Below are 26159 nucleotides of genomic sequence, written 5' to 3' on the forward strand. Positions count from 1 at the left end.
GGTACGCCACGCCGTTGGGCGAGGTGACGTGCCAGGCACCGTCCGTACCATAGGGGTTGTCACGGGTCACGGACGAGGGGGACGGGCGGCGCCATGGACGGACTGGTCGAGTTCAGGACCGAGGAGGGCGCGCTCGTCGTGGTGGAGGGCGTCGGCACCAGATCGGGCGCCCGCCTCGTCTCGCGCGGCGACGGACCGGCGCTGGCCGCGCGCACTTTCGAAGGAGCGCTGGACGGGGTACGGGCGGCAGCGGCGGCGGCGCTGCGGGTCTTCCGGGACGGCAGCCTGCGCCCCGACACGGTCGAGATCGAGTTCGGGGTACGGCTGTCCGCGGAGGCCGGTGCCGTCATCGCGAAGGGCTCCACGGAAGGCCATCTGGTCGTGAAGCTCTCCTGGGCCCCGGAACGGACTCCGGGCGGACAGACCACGGACGGACAGACCGCGAACGGGCAGGCAGCGGATGGGCAGACCGCGTCTGTGGCAGCGCCCGCCGTGCCGGGCCAGGCCGCGGCGGGCCCGGAGCCGGCCGAGCGGTGATGGGCAGCGCCGCCTGGCACGCCCGGATCGCCTGCGGCGACGAGGTGGGGGCCGGCTTCCTGGTGACCGGCCGCCGGGTGCTCACCTGCGCCCACGTCGTCCGGTGCCGCGACCGGGCCGCCGTCACCGTCACCTTCCCGCACGCCAGGGAGCTGGGCGAGCTGTCCGCCACGGTGGTCCGGCACGGCGGCTGGGCGGGCGAGGTCACCGACCCCGGCGACATGGCCGTACTCGAACTGGACGTGGCCGACGACCTCCCGCTGGCCCCGGCCCGGTTCGCCCCGCCCGACACCGTCTACACCGAGCCGTACCCCCGGCTGGTCGCCTACGGCTTCCCCCTCGGCTACGACGAGGGCACGCTCGCCGAGTACCAGGCCGTCTCCGGTCAGCTGATCGCCGGCGAGTGGCTGGAACTGGTGGCGTGGCACGGGCACGGCCAGCCGATCGTGGAGGGGTTCAGCGGGGCCGCGGTGACCCTGCCGGACGGCAGGGTGGCCGGCATGGTCACCGCCGCCCTCGGCACCTCGCCGGACGTGCGCAAGGGCCGGATGCTGCCGCTGGACGTGCTGGCCCGGTACTGGCCCGAACTGGGCGAACTGGTGCCCGCGCCGGGCCTGGACGACGACGTCCGGCAGCGGCTGTACGCCCTGCTGCGCCGGGCCACGGCCGAGGGCGGCGGGCGGTGCGATCCGAACCGGCTGTACGTGGACGCGGTGGGCCCCTTCGGACCGCCCCTGCCCGCGGGCGGCTTCCCCTCCCTGTGGCACGCGGCCGGCTATGTGCGCTGGGAGGTCCCGGACCCGGACGCGGCCCGCCGGTTCACCGGCCGCCTCGGCGAACTGCTGGACGGGGGAACGGCGTTACGGACCCCGACGGTGCTCCACGCGGCGGCCCCGCAGGCTCCCCCGGCGTTCCCGGCCGCCCCGGCCCCGGCCCCGCAGGTTCCCCTGCCCGCGCCGGACGCCCCCGCCTGGTCCCCGGTCGTCGTGGAGATCGACCACAGCGGCGCCGGACCCGACCAGGTGACCGTGGAGGTGTCCGCGTACCGTGACGGGCGGCGCCGGCCGGTGGGCGCCCGCCGGCTGCCGCGCACGGGTGTGCGGGCCTACGTGCAGAACCGCATCGACGAGGCCGTCGCCCACCTCGCCCCGGACGCCGACGAACTCGTGGCGTTCGTCCTGCCGCGCGAGTGGCTCAACGAGGCGGTGGCGCAGTGGGAGTGCGGCGCGGACGACAGCACACCGCTCGGCTGCGCCTACCCGCTCGTGGTCACCGACCGCGCCCGCCACCACAGCGGGCGGCTGCGCCACCAGTTGCGCAAGAAGTGGCAGAAACTGGACACCGGCGGCGGCGCCGAGGTGCACCGGGTCGAGTGCGGCACCCGGGAGCGTCCGCCGAGCCTGCGCAAGCGGCTGTGGGACGGCGACGCGGGCCTCGCGGGCTTCGCCGCCCCGCCCACCGTGGCCCGCCGGCACTTCGAGGTCGGCCTCAACGTGCCCGTGCCCATCCTGCTGTGGCCCCGGACCGGGACGCCGTGCGCCGTGCACGAGGACGCGCCCTGCCCGGACACCGCGCGCCCGGACGCGCCCTGCCCCGGCACCGTGTTCCTGGACCAGCTCGGCGCGGCCGTCGCCGGCGTACCGCCGGCCGAACTCCCGCGGCACGTGCTGTCGTTGCGGCTGACGGCGGAGGCCGCCGAGGAGCCGGGCGGGCACTGGGCGTCGGACCTGCAACTGCTCTGGGACGATCCGCGCTGCTTCCCCGAGACCACCGCGAGCCTGCACTCGCCCGTCGCCTGACCGACCGTCCCCACGACCACCGACCGTCCCCACGGCCCACCGTCCACACGACCGACCGTCCACACGACCGACCGTCCCCACATCCGTTCCTACGACCCGCCGTACGGCCGACCACCCGCACCGCCGACCGCCCTCACGGAGAAGAAGAGCCCATGCCCCTGTGGCCCGTCTACACCGGTACGAACGCGCCGCACGACGGCATCGCCGAGCTGCCCGCGCCGCCGCCCTGGCGGGCCTTCGACGGCGGGCCGGTACTCCCGGCGCCGGACGCCTCCGCCGACGTCTCCGCCGTCTCGCCCGACCGCACGCACCGCGCCGAGACGTACCAGGCCACGCCGGAGACGGTCCAGCTCGTCAACGCGGCCCTGTATCTGCGCCGTCCGCTGCTGGTCACCGGCCCGCCCGGCACCGGCAAGTCCTCGCTGGTGTACGCGGTCGCCCGGGAGCTGCGGCTCGGCCCGGTGCTGCGCTGGAACGTCACCAGCCGCAGCACGCTGCACGACGGCCTCTACCAGTACGACCCGCTGTCCCGGCTCTACGCGGCCCGGCAGGAGGCCGCCCGGCGGGACCGGACGGACGGCGCGGACGGCACGGGAGACCCGCGGGGCGCGGAGGACCGGTCCGGGATCGAGCACCATCTGCGGCTCGGTCCGCTCGGCACCGCGCTCCTGCCCTACGAACGGCCGCGCGCGCTGCTCATCGACGAGATCGACAAGAGCGACCTCGACCTGCCCAACGACCTGCTGAACGTGCTGGAGGAGGGCCAGTACGAGATCCCCGAGCTGGTGCGCGCCTCCCGGCTGGCCCCGGACGGCGTCACCGAGGTGCTGGCCGACGGCACCGACGAGCGGGTCCCGGTGGCCCGCGGCCGGGTCCGCTGCCGGGCCTTCCCGTTCGTCGTCCTCACCAGCAACGGCGAACGCGAGTTCCCGCCCGCCTTCCTGCGCCGCTGTGTCACGCTGCACCTGCGGCAGCCGGACGACCGGCACCTCGCCGAGATCGTCCGCGCCCACCTGGGCGAACCCGACGCCTACGCGCGCACCCTGATCGAGCGGTTCCTGTCCCGGTCCGGCGTCGGCGACCTGGCCACGGACCAGCTCCTGAACGCGATCTACCTGGCCCGCTCCGCCGACCTGGACGCCGAGTCCCTGGACCGGCTGGCCGAACAGCTCATGCCGTACCTGGGACAGACCGCGCAGTCCGATGTCTTCTGAGGCCGCCGGTTCCCCGGATCCCCTGGTCCGCCTCGCCGACGTGCTGGCCGGGGCGGCCCACGGGGTGCGTCCGACCCCGCTCGAACTGGCCGAAGTGCTCTGGCTGGCCCGGCACACGGGCCCGGCGGCCGACGCCGTCGACGACACCGCCGGCTCCGCCGGACCCGCCCTTCCCGCGCAGCCGCCACCGCTCCCGGAGCCGCCACCTCTCCCTGAGCCGTCCCCGCCGTCCCCGCCCGAGCCGCGGCAGGCGGCGCCCGCCCCACCGCCCGCCCGGCCGCCGGCGCCGCCCGCCCGCGTGCCCCTGCACCTGCCCTCCCGGCGGCCCGGCCCGGCGGCGGACCGTCCGCACACCACGCTCCTCGCCCCGGCGCCCCCGATGCTGTCCCACCCGCTCGCGTTGCAGCGCGCGCTGCGCCCGCTGGCCCGCCGGACCGACGCGCCCGTGGGCCACGAGCTGGACGAGCGGGCGACCGCCGACCGCATCGCCCGGCTGGGCGCCGACCCCGCGTGGTGGCTGCCGGTGCTGCGCCCGGCCCGCGAGCGCTGGCTGCGCCTGAACCTGGTGTACGACGCCGGTCCCACCATGCCGGTCTGGCGGCCCCTGGTCCGCGAACTGCACACGGTGCTGGCCCAGTCGGGCATGTTCCGCACGGTCGCCCTGTACCGGGCCGGCGCCGACGGCACGGTGCGCGGCCCCGGCCCGCTCACCGCCGCCGACGGCCGTACCGTCACACTGCTGGTCAGCGACTGCATGGGCCCGCAGTGGCGGGAGGGCCCCGCCGGGACGCGCTGGTACGCCACCCTGCACCGCTGGGTCCGCTGGATGCCCCTGGCCGTCCTCCAGCCGCTCCCGGAGCACCTGTGGCGGGACACCGCCCTGCCCGCTGCTCCCGGCACCCTCTCCGCCCCGCACCCGGCGGCTCCCGCGGCGGCCTACGCCTTCACGCCGTACGAGCGGTACGACGCGCACGACGCGCACGAGACGCACGGGCCGGGCGCGCCGGGCGGGTTCCCCGGCACCGGCGGTGCCGTGCCCGTACCCGTACCCGTGCCCGTGCTGGAACCGGAGCCGCGGTGGCTGGCGCACTGGGCCGGGCTGCTGACGACGCCGGGCGGCACGGAGTTCCCCGGCGCGGCCGCCGGTCTGGGCCGCCCGCTGCCGGCGGACGCCGAGGACCGCACGGACGTCGGGCTGCTGTCCGCCGAGGAACTGGTGCTGCGGTTCCGGGCGACCGCCTCGCCCGAGGCGGTCCGGCTGGCCGGGCACCTCGCGGTGGGCCGCCCGGACCTGCCGGTGATGCGCCTGGTCCAGGCCGCGGTGGAACCGGACCCGCGGCCCCAGCACCTGGCCGAGGTCGTCCTCAGCGGCATGCTCACCACCGTGCCGGGCGCCCCGCCCGGTTCCTACGCGTTCCGGGACGGCGTCCGCGAGCTGCTGCTGCTCGGACTGCCCCGCACCGAACGCCACCGCACCACCGGACTGCTCGGCCGGATCGGGGAGTTCATCGACCGCAGGGCGGGCCGGGCGCCGGGCGAGTTCCGGGCGTCGGTGCCGTCCGCGCGGGGCGCGGGAACCGCCGTGGAGGGCGATCCGTTCGCCACGGTCCGCGAGGACAGCGTGCGACGGCTGTCGGCGGACGGGGCCGGGGCCGGGGCCGGGGAAGACGCCGGGGCCGGCGGGCTGTTCGCGGGGCGGTACCGGCTGGTGCGGCCGGCCGGGGGCACGGGCTGGTTCGCCCGGGACACGCGCGAGGGTGACGCCCTCGTCGTGCTGCACCGGTACCCGCCGGGGCCGTCCCCGGCCGCCTTCACGGAGCTGGGCCGGGCCCTCGGCGAGCTGCGCCACCCCGGGATCGCCCGGTACCTCGGCCACGGGTTCGCCGACGGCGTCCCCTACCTGGCCCGGGAGTCCGTCGCCGGCCACACGCTGCGCCGGCGTCTCGACGAGGCCCCGGACGGGCTGCCCGCCGGCGAGGCCGTCGCGCTGCTCCCGAAGCTGACCGAGGCGGTGCTCGCCCTGCACGTCGCGGAAGGGCCGCGCGGTCTGCCGGACCTGGACACCGTCGTCCTCACACCGGACGGTCCGGTCCTGACCTGCCCGGACACCGCGCCCCTCACGCCCGGGAGCCGCGAGGAGTCCCTCGCGGCGCTCGGCCGGATCGCGCGGGCCGTCCACGGCCGCTCCGACGCGCTCGGGGCGGAGCTGGTCACGGCCGCCGCCGGCCTGCTCTCCGGCACCCCGGAGGGCCGGCGCGACGGCGTCGAGCGGCTGCTGCGCCTCGGTGAACGCCACGGACCGCTCCGCCTCTCGCTGCTCGGCCCGCTGCGGGCCGCGCGCGGCGGCCGCCGGCTCGACGTCGACGACCCCTGTGACCAGGCCGTCCTGTGCATGCTGCTGCTGCGGGAGGGCCGGCCCGTCACCGCGCGGGAACTGGCCGCCGGACTCGCGGACGGCCCCCGGGACGACGGCGCCCCCTCGCTCCAGGCGTGTGTCGACCGCCTCCGCGAGGCCCTCGGACCCGACCTCCTCACCACCGGCGACGGCTACGCCCTCCGCCTCGGCGAGGCCACCACGCCCGACGACATCGACGTCTTCCGCTTCCGCCGGCTGGCCGCCGAGGCCGAGGAGGCCCAAGCCGCCGGGGAGCCGGACCGCGCCCGCGAACTGGCCGGGAGCGCCCTGGCGCTGTGGCGCGGCGAACCGCTGCACGGCGTGCCGGGCCGGGCCGCCCGGGAGACCCGGGCCGGCCTGGAGGAGCTGCGCCGCGGGCTCGGGGTCCTGGCCGGGGAGCCCGCCCGGGACCGCGCCCCGGAGATCCGCTTCTCGGCGGGCGCGCTGGCCGGCCGCCCGGAGGCCCGCGTCACCCTGGAAGCCGCGGTGCACGACGTCCTCGCGCGCGGCCTCGTCCGGCCCCACCAGTACGAGGTCGCCGTCCGCCCGGACGGCTACCTGGTGCGGACCGCGCCCGGCGCCTACCTGCTGCCCGTCCTCGCCGCCGTCCTGCGCACCCTCCCGCAGGCGCTCGCCCGGCTGAGCGATCCGCCGCGGGTCACGGTGACGTTCGCGGAACCGTCCGCGCCGCCGCCGGACACCGCCGCGGACGTCACGGTCGTCGTACCGCCCGCGCTGTACGACGAGTTCGCCGCCAGTTCCGCCGCCCAGCGCTCCCAGCGCTTCCGGCCGCTCTTCGCCGACAGCAGCCCCAGCAGCCCGCCGGCCGCCTGGTACTGCCTGCTCGGACCGAAGGCCGCCGAGCCGGAACCCGACCTCGTGCAGGGCCCGTTCCTCACCGCCGACCTGCGCACCCTGGGCGTGCCCACCCCGGGCCGCACGGCCGTCGTCCACACCCGCGCCGACGGCCCGCTGACCCTGCTCGACCCGATCCAGCCGTACGGCACCCGGCCGCCGCGCCCGGAGACGTACTACTCGGTCGACCTCGCCCTCCACACGGCCCGGCACATCGTGTCCCTGCCGAGTTCCGGCAAGGGCGCGTTCAAGGCCGCGGTGCTGCTGTCCTGGCGGGTGGCGGACCCGGTCGCCTTCGTCCGCGCCGGGACCACCGGGGTGCCGGGGCTGCTGCTGGACCACCTGTGCGCCGCGGCGGCCCCGATCACCCGCCGCCACCCGCTGCGCCGCGCGGGCGCCGCCCAGCGGGCGGTGAACGCGGAGGTGGCCGACTGGCCGGTGCCGGGGCTGACGGTGTCGTACACCGTGCAGCTGGCGCCCGAGTGGGCGCCCGTGCCTGCGGAGGAGCCGCCCGTGCCGTCCCGGCGGCGGCTGTCCGCCCTGCTGGACGACGCCGACGTGGTGCTGGTCGGCTTCGAGGGGCCGCTCGCCCGGCTGTTCACCGCGCACACCGCGCGGGAGGCCGTACTGGACCTGCTGTCGGTCGTGGCCGACCACCGCGACCCGCAGGACGCGCTGGCGGGCCGGCCGCTGCCCGTGGCGAGCGCCACCGGTCCGGGCGCGTTCGCCCATCCGCTGGACCTGCTGCGGGCGTTCGCACACGACCGGCTCGGCCCGCTGCTGCGGGCCCGGCTCGACGCGCTGGAGCTGCGGGCCGTGCCCGACGCGCCCACCACCCACCACTCCCCCGCGCTGGTGCGCGCCCTGCACCGGTCCGGCCGCCGGGTCAGCGTGGTGACGGACGTGTCCACCGGTGCCGTCCACCGCTATCTGGCGCCCTACCGGCTGCCCCTCGCCGGTCTGTACGGCCGCCGCGAGGACCTCGGCCTGCTGACCCCGCACCCCGACTGTCTGCTGCGCGCCCTGGACGCCCTCGGCACGCCGGCCCGCGGCGGTGTGCTGATCAGCTCCTCGGTCGCCGAACTCACCGCCGCCCAGCAGCTCGGTGTCCGCTTCATCGGCTACGCGCCCACCCCGGCCGGCCGCCGGCGGCTGCGCGAGGGGGGCAGCGAGGTCACCGTCTCCTCCCTCGACCCGCTGCTGGAGGCCGCCCACGCGCTGTGAGGCGGGCGACACTCCGGCAGGGCCCGGGAATTACGCCCGTTCAGCGGCGCCCCGCCCGGCGGCGCACAGCGGGCGCCCGGTTCCGGCCCCGCGCAGGATGCGAGTTAAGCCCGCCGCACCGACGGGGCCCGCAAGGCCCGCGCACTCGGGAGGATCCGCCGTGACCGTCAGCCTGGAGCAGTTGCGCCGCTGCCACTTCGCCGTCGACCTGGGCGCGGCGCGTACCCGGGTGTATGTGAAGGGCGCCGGTCTGGTCGTGGACCAGCCCTCGGCGGCCGCCGTGAACACCCGCACCGGCGCGCTCATCGCCGTGGGCGAGTTCGCGGAGAAGATGACGGGCCGCACCCCGGACTTCATCAAGGTGGTCCGGCCCGTCGCCGGCGGCACGGTGGTCGACATCGAGATGGCCCAGCGCATGCTGCGGCATCTGCTGGGCGACAAGATGCGCCGTATGCTGCGCCGCAAACCCCGGCTGCGCGCGGCGGCCTGCGCCCCGCACGACGCCGACCCGCTGGCCCAGCGGGCGACGATCGAGACGCTGGTCGGGCTCGGGGCGCGCCGGGTGGAGCTGGTGGACACGCTGATCGCCGCCGCGGTGGGCTGCGGGCTGCCGGTGGAGCGGCCCGAGGCCACCATGATCATGGTGTGCGGGGCGGCGGCCACCCAGGTGGCGGTGCTCTCGCTGGGCTCCCTGGTCGCCGCCGAGCGGATTCCGGTGGGCGGCCAGGCCGTGGACCACGCGATCGTGCAGCACCTGCGGCACCAGCACGGGCTGATGCTGCCCACCCAGTCGGTACGGCCGCTGCAACTGGCCCTGTCCGGCAACGGTCTCACCCCGCACGGCCCGGCGTCGGCCGAGATCCACGGCCGGGACGTGGTCACCGGACTGGCCCGCAGCGTACGGGTGGACACCGCCGCCGTGCGCGGCGCGATCCAGACCCCGCTCACCGCCGTCCTGGACGGCATCGGACAGGTGCTGCGCGACTGCCCGCCCGATCTGGTGGCCGACCTCGCCGACCGCGGGATCATGATGGTCGGCGGTTCGGCCCTGCTGCCGGGCTTCGACCAGATGCTGCGCCAGGCCACCCGGATGCCGGTGCACATCGCCGACCGCCCCGACATCTGCGCGGCCCAGGGCCTCGGCGCCATGCTGGAGGGCCGCATCGAACCGCTGGTCCTGAACCCGCTGGCGGCCTGAACCGGGACCGTCACCACCGCCCGGCGGACGGGACGGCACCCCGCGGCGGCGGCAGGAGCGGCCCGGTCCGGCGCGCACGCCGTACCGGCACCCGCGTCGCCGCGCACCCCCGCTCCCGCCGGGCCGCGCGGCGCCGGCTCACCGGGCCAGGTAGCTCCGGATGGTCGTGCCCTCCACTCCCGCGTGGACGCGCACCAGGTCGGAGACCAGGTTGACCAGCAGCAGTCCGCGTCCGCCGCGCTGGTCGCGGCTTGCCGGGCGGCGCCCGGCCAGCGGGTCGGCGAGGCGGCCCTTGTCGCGGACCTCGCACAGCACGTACCCGTCCTCGGACCACACCGTGAGCGTGCCCGTGCCGCCGCCGTGGACCACGCTGTTCGTGGTCAGCTCGGCGGTGATCAGCGCCAGGTTCTCCAGGCCCAGGCCGGTCAGGCCCAGCCCGGCGCCGTGGTCGGTGGCCAGATGGCGCACGGCGGACAGGGACGACTCGTCGAAGGCGACGGCGAGCACGCCGGGACCGGGCCCGGGGGCCGACGGCAGCGCCGTGTTGTAGCGGGCGACGACGCCGTCCGGGTCGTAGACCGCGCTGGCGCGCTCGGCGGCGGAGCCGGCCGGGATGACCACCGGGTGGGTGGCGTAGGCGTCGGCGAGCACCCCCTCGTCCAGGCGCACGGTGTCGTACGGGCACAGGATGGTGACCTCGCGGCCCTGGAAGGCCGCGTTGATCAGCGCCTCGTGCTGGACGCAGGCCGGATACTCGGCCGGACTGCGGCCCGCCCAGATCGGCTCGCCGATGATCCGCACCCGGCGGCCGGGCGGCTGCCGGTCGGCGAAGGCGCGCAGCACGCCGGGGATGATCCGGCCGGGATTGCGCCCGGCCTCCCGCATGTCCAGGAAGTGCACGCCGGCGCCGTCGGCGCCCAGCTCGTCCCGGATGAGCCGCAGGTTCTCCTCCGGGACGGCGACGGCGACCGGCTCGTCGGCCGCCAGCGCCTCGCGGACGAAGGGCACGGTGCCGGCCAGGTACTCCGCCGCGTCGCCGTAGAACAGCGCGGGGTGCACGAACGGGTCCACGGTTTCGGCCGTCACGGTCACGACGCCGTCACCTCGATCCCGGGCAGGCCGGGCCACAGCAGGTCCAGTATCCGTGGCAGCGCGTCCGGTGGCCGGTCGAGCACCAGGCGGCGCCGGCCGTCCAGGCTCCGGGCGGCGTCCGCCAGCGCGCCGGCACCCGCCACATCGACGAATGTCACCGCGGAAAGCTCCAAGTAGTACACGTCCTCGCCCTCGCCGTCGTCGCCCTCGCGTACGGCCCGCTCCAGCGCACGCTCCCAGACGCCGCGGGTGGGCAGGCTCACCTCACCCGCCGCGCGGAATCCGGTCCGCTCGGTCAGCGGGTACACGTCGAGCCGCGGCACCACGGACTTGGGCACGGCGGCCGACAGCAGCCGCGCCGGCTCCGAGCCGCTCATGCCACCTCCCGGTTGCACAGGTATACGACTGCCCAGTATGCGCCCTCGTCCGGCCGGCGGGTGTGGGCGGTGGCGCACCGGGCAGGCGGGGAAGGACGGGGGGACCGGCGAAGCGGGACGGAAGAGCATGACCACAGCGGCACGCGCACCGCGGGACGGACGGCCGGAGCCCCTCACCGTCGACGCCCGCGCGGAGGGCGGCCGGACCCTGCTGCGCGCGCGGGGCGAACTGGTCCAGGGCTGTACGGACCTCCTCGCCGCGGCCCTGGCCGCGCTGCCGCCGGACACCGCCCGGGTCGACCTGGACGTCACCGGGGTGGTCTTCGTGGACACGGCGGGCCTGGCGGTGCTGGACACCCTGCGCGCGTACGGCCGCCGGCGGGGCGTACCGGTCGCCGCCACCGGCTGGCGGGGGCAGCCGCGCCGGGTGCTGGAGCTGACGGGTCTGGACGCCGTGGACCCGCTGCGCGGCGGTCTGCCCGCGGACCTGCCCGCCCGCACGGCCGGCGCGGTGGCCCGGGAACGCGCCGAGCAACTGGACGTGCTGCGCCTGGAGATAGCGCAGCTGCGCCAGGCGCTGGACTCGCGTCCGGTCATCGACCAGGCCCGCGGCGTCCTGATGGCGGCTCACGCGTGCACCGCGGAGCAGGCGTGGGAGATCCTGCGGGAGGCGTCCCAGCGGACCAACACCAAGCTGCGGCAGGTCGCGGCGGCGGTCACGCGGAGCGCGGTGCCCGGCGGCGCGGCCCCGCCGGAACCGCTGCGGTCCGCCCTGGCCGCCGCGGTCCGCCGGGTCAGTACGGCAGCACGCGACCCGAGGGAGTCCTGCGATCGATCTCCTGCCCGCGCGGGGCGGAGGGCCGCCGGCTGACACGTACCCGGATGCGACGGTCCATGACGCCCTCCTTGTCGCCGGCACCACCCGGCTGCGCACATCGGTAGGAGGTCCGTGCCCAGGACGTGACCGGTTCACGCCTGGACGCGGTCAAGTCATGACATCGATACGAACGTTGACGGACGATTCGGCCAAAACGACAGCGCAGGCGTAGTGGACGCTCGTCGTCTTCCGGACGCACGGCGTCCGTGATCAGTGTCACGCCGAGACCCCGCGGGCGTCCGCCGTACGGGGGCCGCCCGGTCTTTCTCACGTGCCGTCAGAACTCTCGGGCACCTATCGGGCACCCAAACGCCCTTGCACCGCTCGGGTGACGCTTCGGCGTGGTGGCGCTTTCGGTATCGGCGCAGGTGAGAACGTATCTGCGCCTGTGGCGCCTGGTGGGGCGGGTGGGACTCGAACCCACGGCCGACGGATTATGAGTCCGCTGCTCTAACCGGCTGAGCTACCGCCCCATAGCGGCGTGTCGCGTACAAGTGTGCGCGCCGTCTGCCGCAGCATAGCCGCTCATACGATCTCCTGCCTCGGCTGGTCGGCTGTCGCGGCCGCTCCTGACCTGGAGGACAGCGTGGGGGGTCCGGCGGTTCCCGGGGACATGAAAAAGGACCCCTCCCGGGGCCCTCGTTCAGCGCTCCCCCGACTGGACTCGAACCAGTAACCTGCCGGTTAACAGCCGGCTGCTCTGCCAATTGAGCTACGGAGGACCGAAGCTCCCCCGACTGGACTCGAACCAGTAACCTGCCGGTTAACAGCCGGCTGCTCTGCCAATTGAGCTACGGAGGATCGCTTCGTCTGCATCGAACGGACCTACCCGGGTATTCGCCAGGGGGCGGGCGCTCGCTGCGACACATACATTAGCGCAAGCAGGGGGGTGCTCCGCCAATCGGTACTCTCGGCGCCAGCGCCGCACCAGATACCTACGCACCGGAAGGGTGGCAGCCATGCGCTACCGGCTCACGTTCCTCGCCGGACTGGCTCTCGGTTACGTACTCGGCACGAAGGCCGGTCGTGAGCGCTACGAGCAGCTGAAGAAGTCGGCCCGGCAGATCGCGCAGAACCCCGCGGTCCGGAACACCGCCGAGACCGCCGCCCAGCAGGGCCGCTCGTACGCGGGCAAGGCCCTGCACACGGTCAGCGACAAGGTCGGCGACCGGGTCCCGGCGTCCGTGGCCCAGCGGGTGCGCTCCCTGCGCGAGCGCAACGTCGACGGCAGCCCCGGGGACGACTGGGGCACCAGCACCACCTAGGGCCTCTCGTGCGGATCATGCCGGGCTCGTGGGAGTCCGGCATGATCCGTGCGAAAGACCCTGGGGTGGCGCCGGGCGCGGGACTCCGCCCGGGGCCGGAGCGGTGATGGGGCACCCGGGCCCGGCGGCCCCCGCGGATGCTGCAAAATTCTCCGCATGGGGATAGTCGCCGGTTTGGACAGCTCGCCTGATTTCACTCGCATCGTGGTCTGCGACACGGACACCGGTGCCGTACTGCGGCAGGGATACGCGCCGCATCCGGTGGAGGGGCGTCCCAGCGACGTGGACCCACAGGTCTGGCTGCTCTCCCTCGGCGAGGCCGCCGGCGGCGGTCTGCTGGAGGGGGTGCAGGCCATCGGGGTGTCGGCGCAGGCGAACGCGGTGGTCCCGCTGGACGCCCAGGGCAACACCGTCCGTCCGGCGCTGGCCGGCGGCGACAAGCGCGCCCAGGTCGCGGCGGCCGATCTGGTGGACGCGCTCGGCGGCCGGGAGGCCTGGGCGCAGGCGGTCGGCTCCGTGCCGCAGGCCGCCCAGTCGGTCACGAAGCTGCGCTGGCTGGCCAGGAACGAACCGGAGAACGCGCAGCGCACGGCCGTCCTGCTCCAGGCGCACGACTGGCTCGTCTGGCAGCTGCTCGGGCGGCCGGTGCGGCGGACCACCGACCGCGGCGGGGCCTCCGCCACCGGGTACTGGTCGGCGGCCACCGGCGCCTACCGGCCCGAGCTGGTCGAGCTGGCCCTCGGTCACCAGGCGGTGCTGCCGGAGGTGATCGGCCCTGCGGACGCGGCCGGTACGACCCCGGAGGGGCTGCTGATCTCCGCCGGCACCGGCGAGACCATGGCCGCCGCGTTCGGGCTCGGCATCGGCCTGGGCGACGCGGTGGTGTCGCTCGGGGCCTCCGGGTCGGTGATGGCCGTGCACCCGGAGCCGCTGGCCGACCAGTCCGGGATGATCACCTCGCTCGCCGACGCCACCGGCCTGCACCTGCCGGTGGTCACCACGCTGAACGCCGTGCGCGCCCTGCGCGGCACCGCGGAACTCCTCGGCCTGCCGGATCTGGAGAGCCTGTCCGAGCTGGCGATGAAGTCCACGCCCGGGTCGCACGGGCTGGTGCTGCTGCCGTACCTGGAGGGCGAGCGGACGCCGAGCCTGCCGCACACCGCCGGGACGCTCGCGGGGCTGCGGCGCGAGTCGATGAAGCCCGAGCACCTGGCGCGGGCCGCCTTCGAGGGCATGCTGTGCGGGCTGGCCGACGCGCTGGACGTGCTGCGCGGGCGGGGCGTGGCGGTGCGGCGGATCTTCCTGCTGGGCGCCGCCGCGGAGCTGCCCGCGGTGCAGGCGGCGGCACCGTCGCTGTTCGGCGCGCAGGTCGTCGTACCGCAGCCGGCGGACTACGCGGCGATCGGCGCGGCCCGGCAGGCCGCCTGGGCGCTCGGTGTGTCGCAGGGCACCCTCGATCCGCGGACCCCGCCGGCCTGGCAGGGCGCGGCGGCGCAGGTGCTGGAGCCGGGCGAGGAGCTGGCCGTGGGGCAGGCGGTGCGGCAGCAGTTCACGGCGGTGCGGGAGCAGACCCACCCGGGAGCGTTCGCCTCATAGGCGGACACGACGGGACGCAATACCCCGAAACCACAAGGCCGGCGGACGCCGTCGGATTAATGGGTTGAGGTAACGCGGGTGGAGTGTCCGACGATAGGGGCGAAGGGCAACCGATCGCCCCTGTCGCCGACTCCGAGAGACGTAGCGTGCTCATACGACTTCTGCGGACCTATCTCAGGCCCTACAAGAAACCCATCGTCCTCCTGGTGGTGCTCCAGCTCCTCCAGACCTGCGCCACCCTCTATCTGCCCACGCTGAACGCGGACATCATCGACAACGGTGTCGTGAAGGGTGACACGGGCTACATCCTGTCCTTCGGTGCCCTCATGATCGGCATCTCGCTGGTCCAGGTCGTGTGCAACATCGGTGCCGTGTACTACGGCGCCCGGACCGCCTCCGCGCTCGGCCGGGACGTGCGCGGTGCCGTCTTCGACCGGGTGCAGTCCTTCTCGGCGCGTGAGGTCGCCCACTTCGGGGCGCCCTCGCTCATCACCCGTACGACGAACGACGTGCAGCAGGTCCAGATGCTGGCCCTGATGACGTTCACGCTGATGGTGTCGGCGCCCATCATGTGCGTGGGCGGGATCGTGCTGGCGCTCGGCCTGGACGTGCCGCTGTCCGGGGTGCTGGTCGCCGTCGTGCCGGTGCTCGGCGTGTCCGTGACGCTGATCGTGCGCCGGCTGCGGCCGCTGTTCCGGTCGATGCAGGTCCGGCTGGACACGGTGAACCGGGTGCTGCGCGAGCAGATCACCGGCAACCGCGTCATCCGCGCGTTCGTCCGGGACGAGTACGAGCAGGGCCGGTTCGGCAAGGCCAACACCGAGCTGACCGACATGCAGCTGGCCACCGGCCGGATGCTCGCCCTGATGTTCCCGATCGTGATGACGGTGGTGAACCTGTCGTCCATCGCGGTGGTGTGGTTCGGCGCCCACCGGATCGACGGCGGCCAGATGGCCATCGGCGACCTGACCGCGTTCCTCGCCTATCTGATGCAGATCGTCATGTCCGTGATGATGGCCACCTTCATGTTCATGATGGTGCCGCGCGCCGAGGTGTGCGCCGAGCGCATCCAGGACGTCCTGGACACCGACTCCAGCGTCGTGCCGCCGACGGCCCCCGTGACCGAATTGCGCGCCCACGGGCACCTGGAGATCCGCGGCGCGGGCTTCCGCTACCCGGGTGCCGAGGAGGCGGTGCTGAAGTCCGTCACCCTGGTGGCCCGGCCGGGTGAGACCACCGCCGTGATCGGCTCCACCGGCAGCGGCAAGTCGACGCTGCTCGGGCTCGTCCCCCGGCTGTTCGACGCCACCGAGGGCGAGGTCCTGGTGGACGGCGTGGACGTCCGGGAGGTCGACCCGGTGCTGCTCGCCAAGACCGTCGGGCTCGTGCCGCAGAAGCCGTACCTGTTCGCGGGCACGGTCGCCACCAACCTGCGCTACGGCAACCCGGACGCCACCGACGAGGAGCTGTGGCACGCGCTGGAGGTGGCGCAGGCCAAGGAGTTCGTGCGGAAGCTGGAGGGCGGCCTGGACGCGCCGATCGCGCAGGGCGGCACCAATGTCTCCGGCGGCCAGCGGCAGCGGCTCGCCATCGCCCGTACGCTGGTGCAGCGCCCGGAGATCTACCTCTTCGACGACTCCTTCTCGGCACTCGACTACGCCACCGACGCGGCCCTGCGCGCGGCGCTGGCCCGGGAGACCGCGGAGGCGACCGTGGTGATCGTCGCCCAGCGGGTGGCGACCATCCGGGACGCCGACCGGATCATCGTGCTGGACGAGGGCCGGGTGGTCGGCTCCGGCCGGCACGCGGAACTGATGGCAGCCAACGAGACCTACCGGGAGATCGTGCTCTCCCAGCTGACGGAAGCGGAGGCCGCCTGATGGCCGGTCCCATGGGACGCATGATGGCCGGGGGTCCCGACCAGCGCTCGATGGACTTCAAGGGGTCGGGGAAACGGCTCGTCGCCATGTTCCGGCCCGAACGGCTCACGATCTACGGCCTGCTGCTGTGCGTGGTGGTCAGCGTGGGCCTCAGTGTGATCGGCCCGAAGATCCTCGGCCGGGCCACCGACCTGGTGTTCGCCGGCATCATCGGCCGGGAGATGCCGAAGGGCGCCACCAAGGCGCAGGTGCTGGACTCCATGCGCGCGCACGGCCAGGGCCGGATGGCGGACATGCTGGGGGGCACCGACTTCACGCCCGGCGAGGGCATCGACTTCGATGCCGTCGGGCACGTGCTGCTGTACGCGCTCGGCACGTTCCTGGTCGCCGGTCTGCTGATGGCAGTCGCCACCCGGCTGGTCAACCGGGCCGTGAACCGCACGATGTACCGGATGCGGCGGGACGTGCAGGCGAAGCTGTCGCGGCTGCCGCTGTCGTACTTCGACAAGCGGCAGCGCGGTGAGGTGCTGTCCCGGGCGACGAACGACATCGACAACATCGGGCAGACGCTCCAGCAGTCGATGGGCCAGCTGATCAACTCGGTACTGACCATCATCGGCGTGCTCGTGATGATGTTCTGGGTGTCCTGGATCCTGGCGCTGGTGGCCCTGGTCACCGTGCCGCTGTCGTTCGTGGTCGCCACCCGGGTGGGCAAGCGGTCGCAGCCGCACTTCGTGCAGCAGTGGCGCTCCACCGGCAAACTGAACGCCCACATCGAGGAGATGTACACCGGGCACGCCCTGGTGAAGGTGTTCGGCCGGCAGGAGGAGTCGGCGCAGCAGTTCGCCGAGCAGAACGAAGCGCTCTACCAGGCCGCGTTCAAGGCCCAGTTCAACAGCGGTGTCATGCAGCCGCTGATGATGTTCGTGTCGAACCTGAACTACGTGCTGGTGGCGGTCGTCGGCGGCCTGCGGGTGGCGTCCGGCGCGCTGTCCATCGGCGATGTGCAGGCGTTCATCCAGTACTCGCGGCAGTTCTCGATGCCGCTGACGCAGGTCGCCTCGATGGCGAACCTGGTGCAGTCGGGTGTCGCGTCGGCCGAGCGGGTCTTCGAACTCCTCGACGCCCCGGAGCAGGAGGCGGACCCGGTGCCGGGCACGCGGCCGGAGCGGCTGCGCGGCCGGGTGTGCCTGGAGCACGTGTCGTTCCGCTACGACCCCGACAAGCCGCTGATCGAGGACCTCTCGCTCACGGTGGAGCCGGGGAACACGGTGGCGATCGTGGGACCGACCGGCGCGGGCAAGACCACGCTGGTCAACCTGCTGATGCGGTTCTACGACGTCTCGGGCGGCCGGATCACCCTGGACGGCGTGGACATCGGGAGCATGACCCGGGACGAACTGCGGTCCGGGATCGGCATGGTGCTCCAGGACACCTGGCTGTTCGGCGGCACCATCGCGGAGAACATCGCGTACGGCGCCGCGCGCGAGGTCACCCGGGGCGAGATCGAGGAGGCGGCGCGGGCCGCGCACGCGGACCGCTTCATCCGCACGCTTCCCGACGGCTACGACACCGTGATCGACGACGAGGGCAGCGGGGTCAGCGCCGGTGAGAAGCAGCTCATCACGATCGCGCGGGCGTTCCTGTCCGACCCGGTGATCCTGGTGCTGGACGAGGCGACCAGCTCCGTGGACACGCGGACCGAGGTGCTGATCCAGAAGGCGATGGCCAAACTGGCCGCCGGGCGCACGTCGTTCGTGATCGCGCACCGGCTGTCGACGATCCGGGACGCGGACACGATCCTGGTGATGGAGAACGGCTCCATCGTCGAACAGGGCGCGCACGCCGAGCTGCTGGCGGCGGACGGGGCGTACGCCCGGCTGTACCAGGCGCAGTTCGCGCAGGCCGTGGCCGAGGTGGACTAGGGCCTCGCGTTCGGATCACGCCGGGGGCCGCCGCGCGGCGGCGGCCCCTTCAGTCCAGATAGCCCCTCAGCTGGTCCGCGAAGGCGTGGTCCCGCAGCTTGCCGAGGGTCTTGGACTCGATCTGCCGTATCCGCTCCCGGGTGACCCCGAACAGCCGGCCGATCTCCTCCAGCGTGCGCGGGCGCCCGTCGGCCAGGCCGTACCGCAGCTGGACGACCTTGCGCTCGCGCTCGCCCAGCGTGGACAGCACCGCGTCCAGGTGCTCGCGCAGCAGCAGGAACGCCGCCGACTCCACCGGGCTCGCCGCGTCGCCGTCCTCGATGAGGTCACCGAGGGCGACGTCGTCCTCCTCGCCGACCGGGGCGTGCAGCGACACCGGTTCCAGGGCCAGGCGCAGCACCTCGCGGACCCGCTCGGGCGGCAGGTCGAGATGGGCGCCGACCTCCTCGGCGGTGGGCTCGTGGCCGCGTTCCTGGAGCATCCGCCGCTGGACGCGGACGACCCGGTTGATCAGCTCCACCACGTGCACCGGGACCCGGATGGTGCGGGCCTGGTCGGCCAGCGCCCGGGACATCGCCTGCCGGATCCACCAGGTGGCGTAGGTGGAGAACTTGTAGCCGCGGGCGTAGTCGAACTTCTCCACGGCCCGGATCAGCCCGAGGTTGCCCTCCTGGACGAGGTCGAGCATGGTCAGGCCGCGGCCGACGTAGCGCTTGGCGACGGAGACGACGAGCCGCAGGTTCGCCTCGATGAGCCGGCGCTTGGCCAGCCGGCCCAGGACGACGAGCCGGTCCAGGTCGAGCGCCAGCTCGCTGTCCAGGTCCGGGGTGGTGCCCAGTTTCTCCTCCGCGAAGAGGCCGGCCTCGACCCGGCGGGCGAGTTCCACCTCCTCGGCGGCGCTGAGCAGCGGGATCCGGCCGATCTCGCGCAGGTACTGGCGGAACAGGTCGGCCGAGGGGCCGCCGGACTCGGCCCGGGCGACGGCCGGGATACCGGTGTCGGGCGGCTCGTCCGGTTCGTCCGCCTCCGGCGCCTCTTCGGCGGGCGGCTCGGCCGCCTCCGGGTGCCCGGCGGCGAGGCTCTGCGGGGGCACGGCCCCGAGGACACCGCTCGGCGCTTCCGGCTCGCTCGTGGTGGTGCTGGTGGCGCCGGTACTGCTGTCGGTCTGGGTGAGGGTCTGGGTCTGCACGTGGGCGACCTCCAGGATGATCGCTGCTGAAGGTGTGCGGCAGCGCGCGCTCCGAGGACTCGGGCACCGCCCCCAGTGTGGGGTACGACACAACACCGCCACGAGGGGCGTGCGGTGACTTTTTGCATCCGTGCGGTGACCGCCTGGTGATGCGGTACGGCGGACTATGCGGCCGGCACCTGCCGGGCCGGACGGCCGCGCAGGAGGGCGGCGGGCAGCGGCCGGCCCCCGCTCACAGCGCCTGTGCGCCCCGCTCCCGCAGCGCCTGGTCGTACTGCTGGAGGACCCACATCTCGTTCTGCACGGCGGCGAGCTGGGCGGGGTCGCCGCCGGTGGACAGGCGGGTCAGCTGGGACTGGATGTCGTGGATGCGGCGCTCCACGGCGCGGCGGCGGATCTGGACCAGGACCGTGCCGGCGTAGGTCTCGTCCACCGTGCGGCGCAGGATCGGTTCGACGGCCAGCTCGGTGACCATCGCGCGGACCGTGTCGTCGGACGCGGCCTCGCGGACCCGGACCAGGTACTCCTGCGGGTCCGACAGGCCGTACTCCGCGCCGCCCGCCTCCGCGATGGTCTGGCGCACGGCCGCGTACGGCGGGGCCGTGAACTCGTCCACGCCGTAGGCGTCGAAGGCGGGCGAGACCAGTTCGGGGCGCTGGAGGGCGAGTTTGAGCAGCTCGCGTTCGGCGGCGAAGACCGGGTTGCGCAAGGTGAGCGCCGGCCCGGAGCTGGCGGGGCGCGGCGCCTCGGCCCACTGCTGCCCGCCGGCCGGGCGGCGCCGGTCCTGCTGCTGCGCGCCCTTGCCGCCCTCGCGGGCCCAGCGGGCGAGCTGGGCGACCCGGCGGACCACGAACTGGGTGTCGAGGATGCCGAGCATCCCGGCCAGGTCCACGGCGACCTCGTGCTGCGCGCCACTGTTCTTGATCTTGGCGACGATCGGCGCGGCCTCGTCCAGGGCGGCGGCGCGGCCGGCCGGGGTGTCCAGGTCGTACCGGCCGAGGATCTGGCGGAGCGCGAACTCGAAGAGCGGGGTGCGGGGTTCGACCAGGTCGGCCACCGCCTCGTCGCCCTTGGCCAGCCGCAGGTCGCAGGGGTCCATGCCGTCGGGCGCGATCGCGATGTAGGTCTCGGCGGCGAACTTCTGGTCGTCCTCGAAGGCGCGCAGGGCCGCCTTCTGCCCGGCCGAGTCCCCGTCGAAGGTGAAGATCACCCGGGCCGAGCCGTTGTCCATCAGCAGCCGGCGCAGGATCTTGATGTGGTCGCCGCCGAAGGCCGTGCCACAGGTGGCGATGGCGGTCGTGACCCCGGCGAGGTGACAGGCCATGACGTCGGTGTAGCCCTCGACGACCACCGCGCGGCTGGTCTTGGCGATCTCCTTCTTCGCCAGGTCGATGCCGTACAGCACCTGGCTCTTCCGGTAGATCGCCGTATCGGGCGTGTTGAGGTACTTCGGGCCGGTGTCCGCCTCGTACAGCTTGCGGGCGCCGAAGCCGACGACCTCGCCGCCGATGTCCCGGATCGGCCACATCAGCCGGCCCCGGAACCGGTCGATCGGGCCGCGGCGGCCTTCCTGGGCCAGTCCGGACAGGAGCAGTTCCTTGTCGGTGAAGCCCTTGCCGCGCAGGTAGCGGATGAGGTGGTCCCAGCCCTGCGGGCTGTAGCCGACGCCGAAGTGGACGGCGGCGGCCTGGTCGAAGCCGCGCTCGGCGAGGAAGATCCGGCCGGTCTCGGCCTCGGCGCTGGTGGCGAGCTGCTCGGCGTACCACTGCGCGGCGGCCTTGTGGGCCTCGACCAGGCGGATGCGTTCGCCGCGCTGGTGCGCCGGGTTGTACCCGCCCTCCTCGTAGCGCAGCGTGATGCCGGCCTGCGCGGCCAGCCGCTCGACCGCCTCCGAGAAGGAGAGGTGGTCCACCTTCATGACGAAGGTGAGGGTGTCGCCGCCCTCCTGGCAGCCGAAGCAGTGGAAGAGTCCCTTGCTCGGGCTGACCTGGAAGGACGGCGACTTCTCGTCGTGGAACGGGCACAGGCCCTTGAGGTTGCCGCCGCCCGCGTTGCGCAGCTGGAGGTACTCGGAGACCACGGCGTCGATCGGGACCGCGTCCCGTACCGCCTTCACGTCCTCGTCGTTGATCCGTCCGGCCACGGATGAATTCTACGGGGGCGCGGTGACCGCGGCGGTGCGCGCCGGGGTCAGGGGAGGAGGCTCGCGAGCGGTACGTGCGGGTCGGAGAGGGCGTCGGTGTTCACCCGGGCCCGGGACCTGATCAGGTTCTGGATGGGTTCTGTGACATCCCACACGTTCACGTTCATCCCGGCCAGCACGCGTCCCTCCTTCACCCAGAACGCGATGAACTCCCGCTTGCCGGCGTCGCCGCGGATCACCACCTCGTCGTACGTCCCGGGCGGCGCCCAGCCGCTGTACTCCATGCCCAGGTCGTACTGGTCGGTGAAGAAGTACGGCACCCGGTCGTGGACCGCCTCCCGGCCCAGCATCGCGCGGGCCGCCGCCGGGCCGCCGTTCAGGGCGTTCGCCCAGTGCTCCACGCGCAGCCGGGTGCCGAACAGCGGGAGCGGGAAGGAGGCCACGTCGCCGGCCGCGTAGATGTCCGGGTCGCGGGTGCGCAGCCGCTCGTCCACGAGGATGCCGCCGCCGTCCGCGGGACCGGCGATCTCCAGTCCGGCCGCCTCGGCGAGCGCCACCCGCGGTGCCGCGCCGATCGCCGCGAGCACGGCGTGCGCCGGGTGCTCCTCGCCGTCGTCCGTGCGGGCCGCGAGGACCACTCCGTCCTGGCCGACGATCTCGGCGAGCCGGGCGCCGAAGTGGAAGCGGACGCCGTGCTCGCGGTGCAGCTCGGCGAAGACGGTGCCCAGCTCGGGGCCGAGGACGCCGTGCAGCGGGGTCGGCGCCGGTTCGATCACCGTGACCTCCGCGCCGTACTCGCGGGCCGCCGCGGCGACCTCCAGGCCGATCCAGCCGGCCCCGGCGATCACCAGGTGCCCGTTGTCCCGGCCGAGGTGCTGCAGGACGCCCTTGAGGCGCTCGGCGTGGGCGAGGCGGCGCAGGTGGTGGACGCCCGCCAGGCCGGTGCCGGGCACGTCCAGGCGGCGCGGTTCTGCGCCGGTGACCAGCAGCAGCTTGTCGTAGCGCACGAGCGTGCCGTCGTCGCCGAAGCGGACCGTCTTCGCGGTGCGGTCGATCCGGTCCACGGTCTGGCCGAGGTGCAGTTCGACGTCGTGGCGCGCGTACCAGGCGGGCTCGTGCACGAAGACGCTGTCGCGCTCCTCCTTGCCGAGCAGATAGCCCTTGGACAGCGGCGGTCGCTCGTAGGGGTGGTCGCGTTCATCGCAGATCAGTATCACCCGTCCGCTGAAGCCCTCCGCCCGGAGCGTCTCGGCCGCCTTCGCGCCGGCGAGACCGCCGCCGACGATGACGAATGTCTGATCCGCGTCGACCACTTGTTTGCCTCCTCGTCAGGGTGCCGCCACAGGGGAGCGTCCCGCACTCGGCGTGCTGCGGGAAGAGGGTGTGACCCGATCAGGCCACGGGGTGTCATGTGCCGTTCACATATGCCCGGTCGGTCAGTGCGGCGTGCAGGGAGAGCGCGGAGGCGTCGGTGAGGGAGGCGATCTGGTCGACGATCACCCGCTTGCGCGCCCGGTCGTCGTCCGCCGCGTCGAACAGCGCCCGGAACTGCGGGTCGAGGCCCTCGGGGGCGCGGGCGGTCAGCGCCTCGGCCAGCTCGGCGACGATCACCCGCTGGTCGGCGCGGAGCCGTTCCTGCTCGGCGCGCTGCATCACGTACCGGTCCGCGACCGCCTTGAGCACCGCGCACTCCATCCGGGTCGCGCGGGGTACGACGAGCCGGGCGGCGTACCGGGTGAACCGCCCCGGGCCGTACTCGGCGCGCGTGGCGGCCTCGGCGGCCAGGCAGAACCGGCCGATGAGCTGGCTGGTGGCGTCCTTCAGCCGGGCCTGGGCGACGGCCGTGCCGTCGTAGCCGTGCGGCCACCACTCCTGGTCCTGGAGGCGGTCCAGGGCGGCGGCGAGTTCGGCCGGGTCGGTGTCCGCGGGCACGTACCGGCCGACGGCCACCTCGAACACCGCCTGCCGTTCCGGCTCGGCGCGCAGGGAGCCCGGGTCGACGTGGCCGGCGTGCAGCCCGTCCTCCACGTCGTGCACCGAGTACGCCACGTCGTCCGACCAGTCCATCACCTGCGCCTCGAAGCAGGTGCGGGTGCCGGGCGCGCAGGCGCGGACCCAGTCGAACACCGGGCGGTCGTCCTCGTACACGCCGAACTTCGGGGACGCCGGGTCGGTGGGGTGGGCGCCGCGCGGCCAGGGGTACTTGGTGGCGGCGTCCAGGGTGGCGCGGGTGAGGTTCAGGCCGACGGAGCGTCCCCCGGTGAAGCGCTTGGGCTCGGTCCGGGTGAGCAGCCGCAGCGACTGGGCGTTGCCCTCGAAGCCGCCGCAGTCGTCGGCGAACTCGTTCAGCGCGCTCTCGCCGTTGTGGCCGAAGGGCGGGTGGCCGAGGTCGTGGGCGAGGCAGGCGGCCTCCACCAGGTCCGGGTCGCAGCCGAGGGCCGCGCCCAGTTCCCGGCCCACCTGGGCGCACTCCAGGGAGTGGGTGAGCCGGGTGCGGGGGCTGGCGTCCCCGGCGTGGCCGCGGGTGCCCGGGGTGACCACCTGGGTCTTGCCGGCGAGGCGGCGCAGGGCGGCGGAGTGCAGGATGCGGGCGCGGTCACGCTGGAAGGCTGTGCGGCCGGGCCGTTTGTCGGGTTCGGGGGCCCAGCGTTCGGCGGACTCCGGGTCGTATGCGGTGCCTTCCATGGGACGACAGTAAGCCCATCGCCCGCCGGGCCCGGCTTCCGGGTGGCCGCGGGCCCGTCGTGGCTCCCCGCGCGGGCCCGCTCAGGCGGCCGACGCCCACGGCGCCGCGAGGCTCTGGTCGTACCGGTGCAGGACCAGGCGGGCCATGGCCTCGTGCGCTCCCAGCGGGGCCGAGGCGATCCACGGCGCCGCCTCGGCGCACTGGGCGGCGAAACGGCCCGGGGCCGTGAAGTACGAGGCGAGGGCCACCCGGCGCCGGCCGCGGGCCGCCAGGGCGCGCAGGGCGGCCGGGACCGTCGGGGCCGCCGCCGAGGCGTAGGCGGGCAGGACGGGGACGCCGAGGCGGTCGGCCAGGAGGCGGGCGGTGCGGCGGGTGTCGGCGGCCGAGCCGGGGTCGCGGGAGCCGGCCGCGGCCAGGACGACGGCGCTGTCCCGGCGGGCGGCGCCGTCCGGGGCGGCCGGCCAGCCGGCCTCGCGCAGCCGGGCGTGCAGGGTCTCGGCGAGCAGCGGGTGCGGGCCGAGCGGCCCGGCCACGCGCGTGGGAACCGCGGCGGCCGCGGCCATCTGCGGGATGTCGTGTCCGACGTGGTAGCCCCGGCCGAGGAGAAGCGGGACGAGGACGGCGTACGGTCCACCGAGGGCCGCGAGTGTGTCGGGCAGCAGGGGCTCGTTCAGCTCGATGTGGCCGAGGTGCACGGAGAGGGCGGGGCGCAGCGCGCGTACCCGGTGCGTCAGGGCCCGCACGGTGGTGAGCGCCCGGGGGTCGCGGCTGCCGTGGGCGACCAGGACGAGGGCGGGCGGTGCCGGGCGGCGGCCGGGCACGGAGAGCGGCCGGCCGGCGGTGCGGAAGGGGAGCGACGCCGTCATGACGACGATCGTGGTCCCGCGAGGTTGCGCGGCCGTTGCCGGGCCGTCACGGACGTTTTCCATCCGGTCACCGCGGCCGGCGGCGCGGTGTGAGGCCGGTGCGGCGAACCGGACCGGCGCCGTGGACGTCCTTACCGGTCGGAGACGGTATGGGGGAATCACATGGAGCGTCGTGCGGAGGCCTCGGGGCGTGCGGAGGACACGGGTCGCACGGGGGGCTCGGGGCGTGCGGAGGACACGGGTCACACGGGGGGCTCGGGGCGTGCGGAGGACACGGGTCGCACGGGGGGCTCGGGGCGTGTGGAGGACACGGGTCGTGCGGAGGGCCGCCGGCCGCGCGGGCCGCGTACGCGGGCCGGGCGGCGGCTGCTGGTGCGGGCGGTGATGGCCGGGTGTGCGCTGGCGCTGCTGCCGGCGGCCTGGCTGCGGGTGTCCACCGAGGACCGGCTGCGCACGGTGGCGGACGTGCCGCGCACCGAGGTGGCGGTGGTGTTCGGGGCGGGACTGTGGAACGGCCGGCCGTCGCCGTACCTCGCGCACCGGCTGGACGCGGCGGCCGAGCTGTACCGGTCGGGGCGGATCCGGGTCGTCCTGGTCACCGGGGACAACAGCCGGGAGGAGTACGACGAGCCGGACGCCATGCGCGCCTACCTCGTCCGGCACGGCGTGCCGGACCGGCGGATCGTCGGCGACTACGCCGGGTTCGACACCTGGGACTCCTGCGTCCGGGCCAAGCGGATCTTCGGCGTGGACCGGGCGGTGCTGATCAGCCAGGACTTCCACATCCGGCGGGCGGTGGCGCTGTGCGAGGCGGCGGGGGTGGACTCGTACGGCGTCGGGGTGGCCGCGAAGCACGACGCGACCTGGTACTACGGCGGGACGCGCGAGGTGTTCGCGGCGGGCAAGGCGGCGCTGGACGCGCTGTTCCGGCCGGACCCGCGGTTCCTCGGACCGCGGGAGCCGGGGGTGGCGCGGGCGCTCGCGGCCGGGCGGTGACGGCCCCCTCACGGCGTCCGGGGCGGCGCGGGGAGGCGGCCGTGC

Annotated in this window: 18 protein-coding genes and 3 tRNA genes; 11 read left to right on the forward strand and 10 right to left on the reverse strand. The window is 74.6% G+C overall.

Translation table 11 applies throughout. The features are described 5' to 3' along the window. Positions 1-93: 93 nt before the first annotated feature. From ACH4OA_RS03480 to ACH4OA_RS03500, 5 genes are all read left to right on the forward strand, one after another. The gene (locus ACH4OA_RS03480; RefSeq protein WP_397967449.1) at positions 94-537 is read left to right on the forward strand and encodes a CU044_2847 family protein; all 444 of its coding nucleotides are present in this window, start codon (positions 94-96) and stop codon (positions 535-537) included. Further along, on the forward strand, positions 537-2336 hold the full coding sequence (locus tag ACH4OA_RS03485) for a trypsin-like peptidase domain-containing protein (RefSeq protein ID WP_397967852.1): 1800 nt from the start codon (positions 537-539) through the stop codon (positions 2334-2336). Before ACH4OA_RS03480 ends, ACH4OA_RS03485 begins: the two co-directional genes overlap by 1 nt. Positions 2337-2488: 152 nt before the next feature. Then, a complete protein-coding gene (locus ACH4OA_RS03490; RefSeq protein ID WP_397942296.1) occupies positions 2489-3550 on the forward strand; it encodes an AAA family ATPase in 1062 nt (353 codons plus the stop codon). Continuing rightward, positions 3540-8024, forward strand: coding sequence for an SAV_2336 N-terminal domain-related protein (locus tag ACH4OA_RS03495; protein ID WP_397967450.1), 4485 nt, complete (start codon positions 3540-3542; stop codon positions 8022-8024). The genes ACH4OA_RS03490 and ACH4OA_RS03495 overlap by 11 nt, the downstream gene beginning before the upstream one ends. 160 nt (positions 8025-8184) lie before the next feature. After that, a complete protein-coding gene (locus ACH4OA_RS03500) occupies positions 8185-9222 on the forward strand; it encodes a rod shape-determining protein (protein ID WP_365942080.1) in 1038 nt (345 codons plus the stop codon). 138 nt (positions 9223-9360) lie between these two features. On the opposite strand, the gene ACH4OA_RS03505 is transcribed toward ACH4OA_RS03500, so the two are convergent. Together ACH4OA_RS03505 and ACH4OA_RS03510 are read right to left on the reverse strand one after the other, a co-directional pair. Further along, positions 9361-10314 (reverse strand): anti-sigma factor RsbA family regulatory protein, encoded by a 954-nt coding sequence (locus ACH4OA_RS03505; RefSeq protein ID WP_397942292.1) that lies wholly within the window; start codon positions 10312-10314, stop codon positions 9361-9363. Then, on the reverse strand, positions 10311-10691 hold the full coding sequence (locus tag ACH4OA_RS03510; RefSeq protein WP_397942290.1) for an STAS domain-containing protein: 381 nt from the start codon (positions 10689-10691) through the stop codon (positions 10311-10313). The genes ACH4OA_RS03505 and ACH4OA_RS03510 overlap by 4 nt, the downstream gene beginning before the upstream one ends. 127 nt (positions 10692-10818) lie before the next feature. On the opposite strand from ACH4OA_RS03510, the gene ACH4OA_RS03515 reads away from it, so the two are divergent. Beyond that, positions 10819-11562 (forward strand): ANTAR domain-containing protein, encoded by a 744-nt coding sequence (locus ACH4OA_RS03515; RefSeq protein ID WP_397967452.1) that lies wholly within the window; start codon positions 10819-10821, stop codon positions 11560-11562. Between the two features lie 402 nt (positions 11563-11964). Here the strand turns inward: ACH4OA_RS03515 and ACH4OA_RS03520 are convergent. The 3 genes from ACH4OA_RS03520 to ACH4OA_RS03530 form a co-directional block, all read right to left on the reverse strand. Continuing rightward, positions 11965-12041 (reverse strand) — tRNA-Ile (locus tag ACH4OA_RS03520). Positions 12042-12217: 176 nt separating this feature from the next. Continuing rightward, a tRNA-Asn gene (locus ACH4OA_RS03525) sits at positions 12218-12290 on the reverse strand. Between the two features lie 6 nt (positions 12291-12296). Continuing rightward, positions 12297-12369: transfer RNA gene (locus tag ACH4OA_RS03530), tRNA-Asn, on the reverse strand. A 158-nt stretch (positions 12370-12527) separates the two neighbouring features. Here ACH4OA_RS03530 and ACH4OA_RS03535 point away from each other — a divergent pair. From ACH4OA_RS03535 to ACH4OA_RS03550, 4 genes are all read left to right on the forward strand, one after another. Next, a complete protein-coding gene (locus ACH4OA_RS03535; protein ID WP_365875770.1) occupies positions 12528-12833 on the forward strand; it encodes a YtxH domain-containing protein in 306 nt (101 codons plus the stop codon). Positions 12834-12989: 156 nt separating this feature from the next. After that, positions 12990-14429, forward strand: coding sequence for an FGGY family carbohydrate kinase (locus ACH4OA_RS03540; protein WP_365875768.1), 1440 nt, complete (start codon positions 12990-12992; stop codon positions 14427-14429). A 146-nt stretch (positions 14430-14575) separates the two neighbouring features. Then, the gene (locus ACH4OA_RS03545; protein ID WP_397947620.1) at positions 14576-16309 is read left to right on the forward strand and encodes an ABC transporter ATP-binding protein; all 1734 of its coding nucleotides are present in this window, start codon (positions 14576-14578) and stop codon (positions 16307-16309) included. Next, a complete protein-coding gene (locus ACH4OA_RS03550) occupies positions 16309-18234 on the forward strand; it encodes an ABC transporter ATP-binding protein (protein WP_397942284.1) in 1926 nt (641 codons plus the stop codon). Before ACH4OA_RS03545 ends, ACH4OA_RS03550 begins: the two co-directional genes overlap by 1 nt. A gap of 49 nt (positions 18235-18283) precedes the next feature. On the opposite strand, the gene ACH4OA_RS03555 is transcribed toward ACH4OA_RS03550, so the two are convergent. The 5 genes from ACH4OA_RS03555 to ACH4OA_RS03575 form a co-directional block, all read right to left on the reverse strand. After that, positions 18284-19516, reverse strand: coding sequence for an RNA polymerase sigma factor (locus ACH4OA_RS03555; RefSeq protein ID WP_397942282.1), 1233 nt, complete (start codon positions 19514-19516; stop codon positions 18284-18286). A gap of 139 nt (positions 19517-19655) precedes the next feature. Then, positions 19656-21566, reverse strand: coding sequence for a DNA primase (dnaG, locus tag ACH4OA_RS03560; RefSeq protein ID WP_397942281.1), 1911 nt, complete (start codon positions 21564-21566; stop codon positions 19656-19658). A gap of 47 nt (positions 21567-21613) precedes the next feature. Further along, a complete protein-coding gene (locus ACH4OA_RS03565) occupies positions 21614-22879 on the reverse strand; it encodes an NAD(P)/FAD-dependent oxidoreductase (protein ID WP_397967453.1) in 1266 nt (421 codons plus the stop codon). A 94-nt stretch (positions 22880-22973) separates the two neighbouring features. After that, positions 22974-24251: a deoxyguanosinetriphosphate triphosphohydrolase gene (locus ACH4OA_RS03570; protein ID WP_397967456.1), complete on the reverse strand. Its 1278-nt coding sequence runs from the start codon at positions 24249-24251 to the stop codon at positions 22974-22976. 81 nt (positions 24252-24332) lie between these two features. Then, positions 24333-25118, reverse strand: a complete 786-nt coding sequence (locus ACH4OA_RS03575) for a sirohydrochlorin chelatase (RefSeq protein ID WP_397967458.1) — start codon at positions 25116-25118, stop codon at positions 24333-24335. 384 nt (positions 25119-25502) lie between these two features. Here ACH4OA_RS03575 and ACH4OA_RS03580 point away from each other — a divergent pair, with 384 nt between their 5' ends. Then, entirely contained in the window at positions 25503-26114 is a 612-nt protein-coding gene (locus ACH4OA_RS03580; RefSeq protein WP_365875752.1) for an ElyC/SanA/YdcF family protein, read from the forward strand. The last annotated feature ends 45 nt before the right edge of the window (positions 26115-26159 follow it).

This window comes from Streptomyces sp. NPDC017095 (assembly GCF_044332325.1).
In the GTDB taxonomy this organism is placed as follows: domain Bacteria; phylum Actinomycetota; class Actinomycetes; order Streptomycetales; family Streptomycetaceae; genus Streptomyces.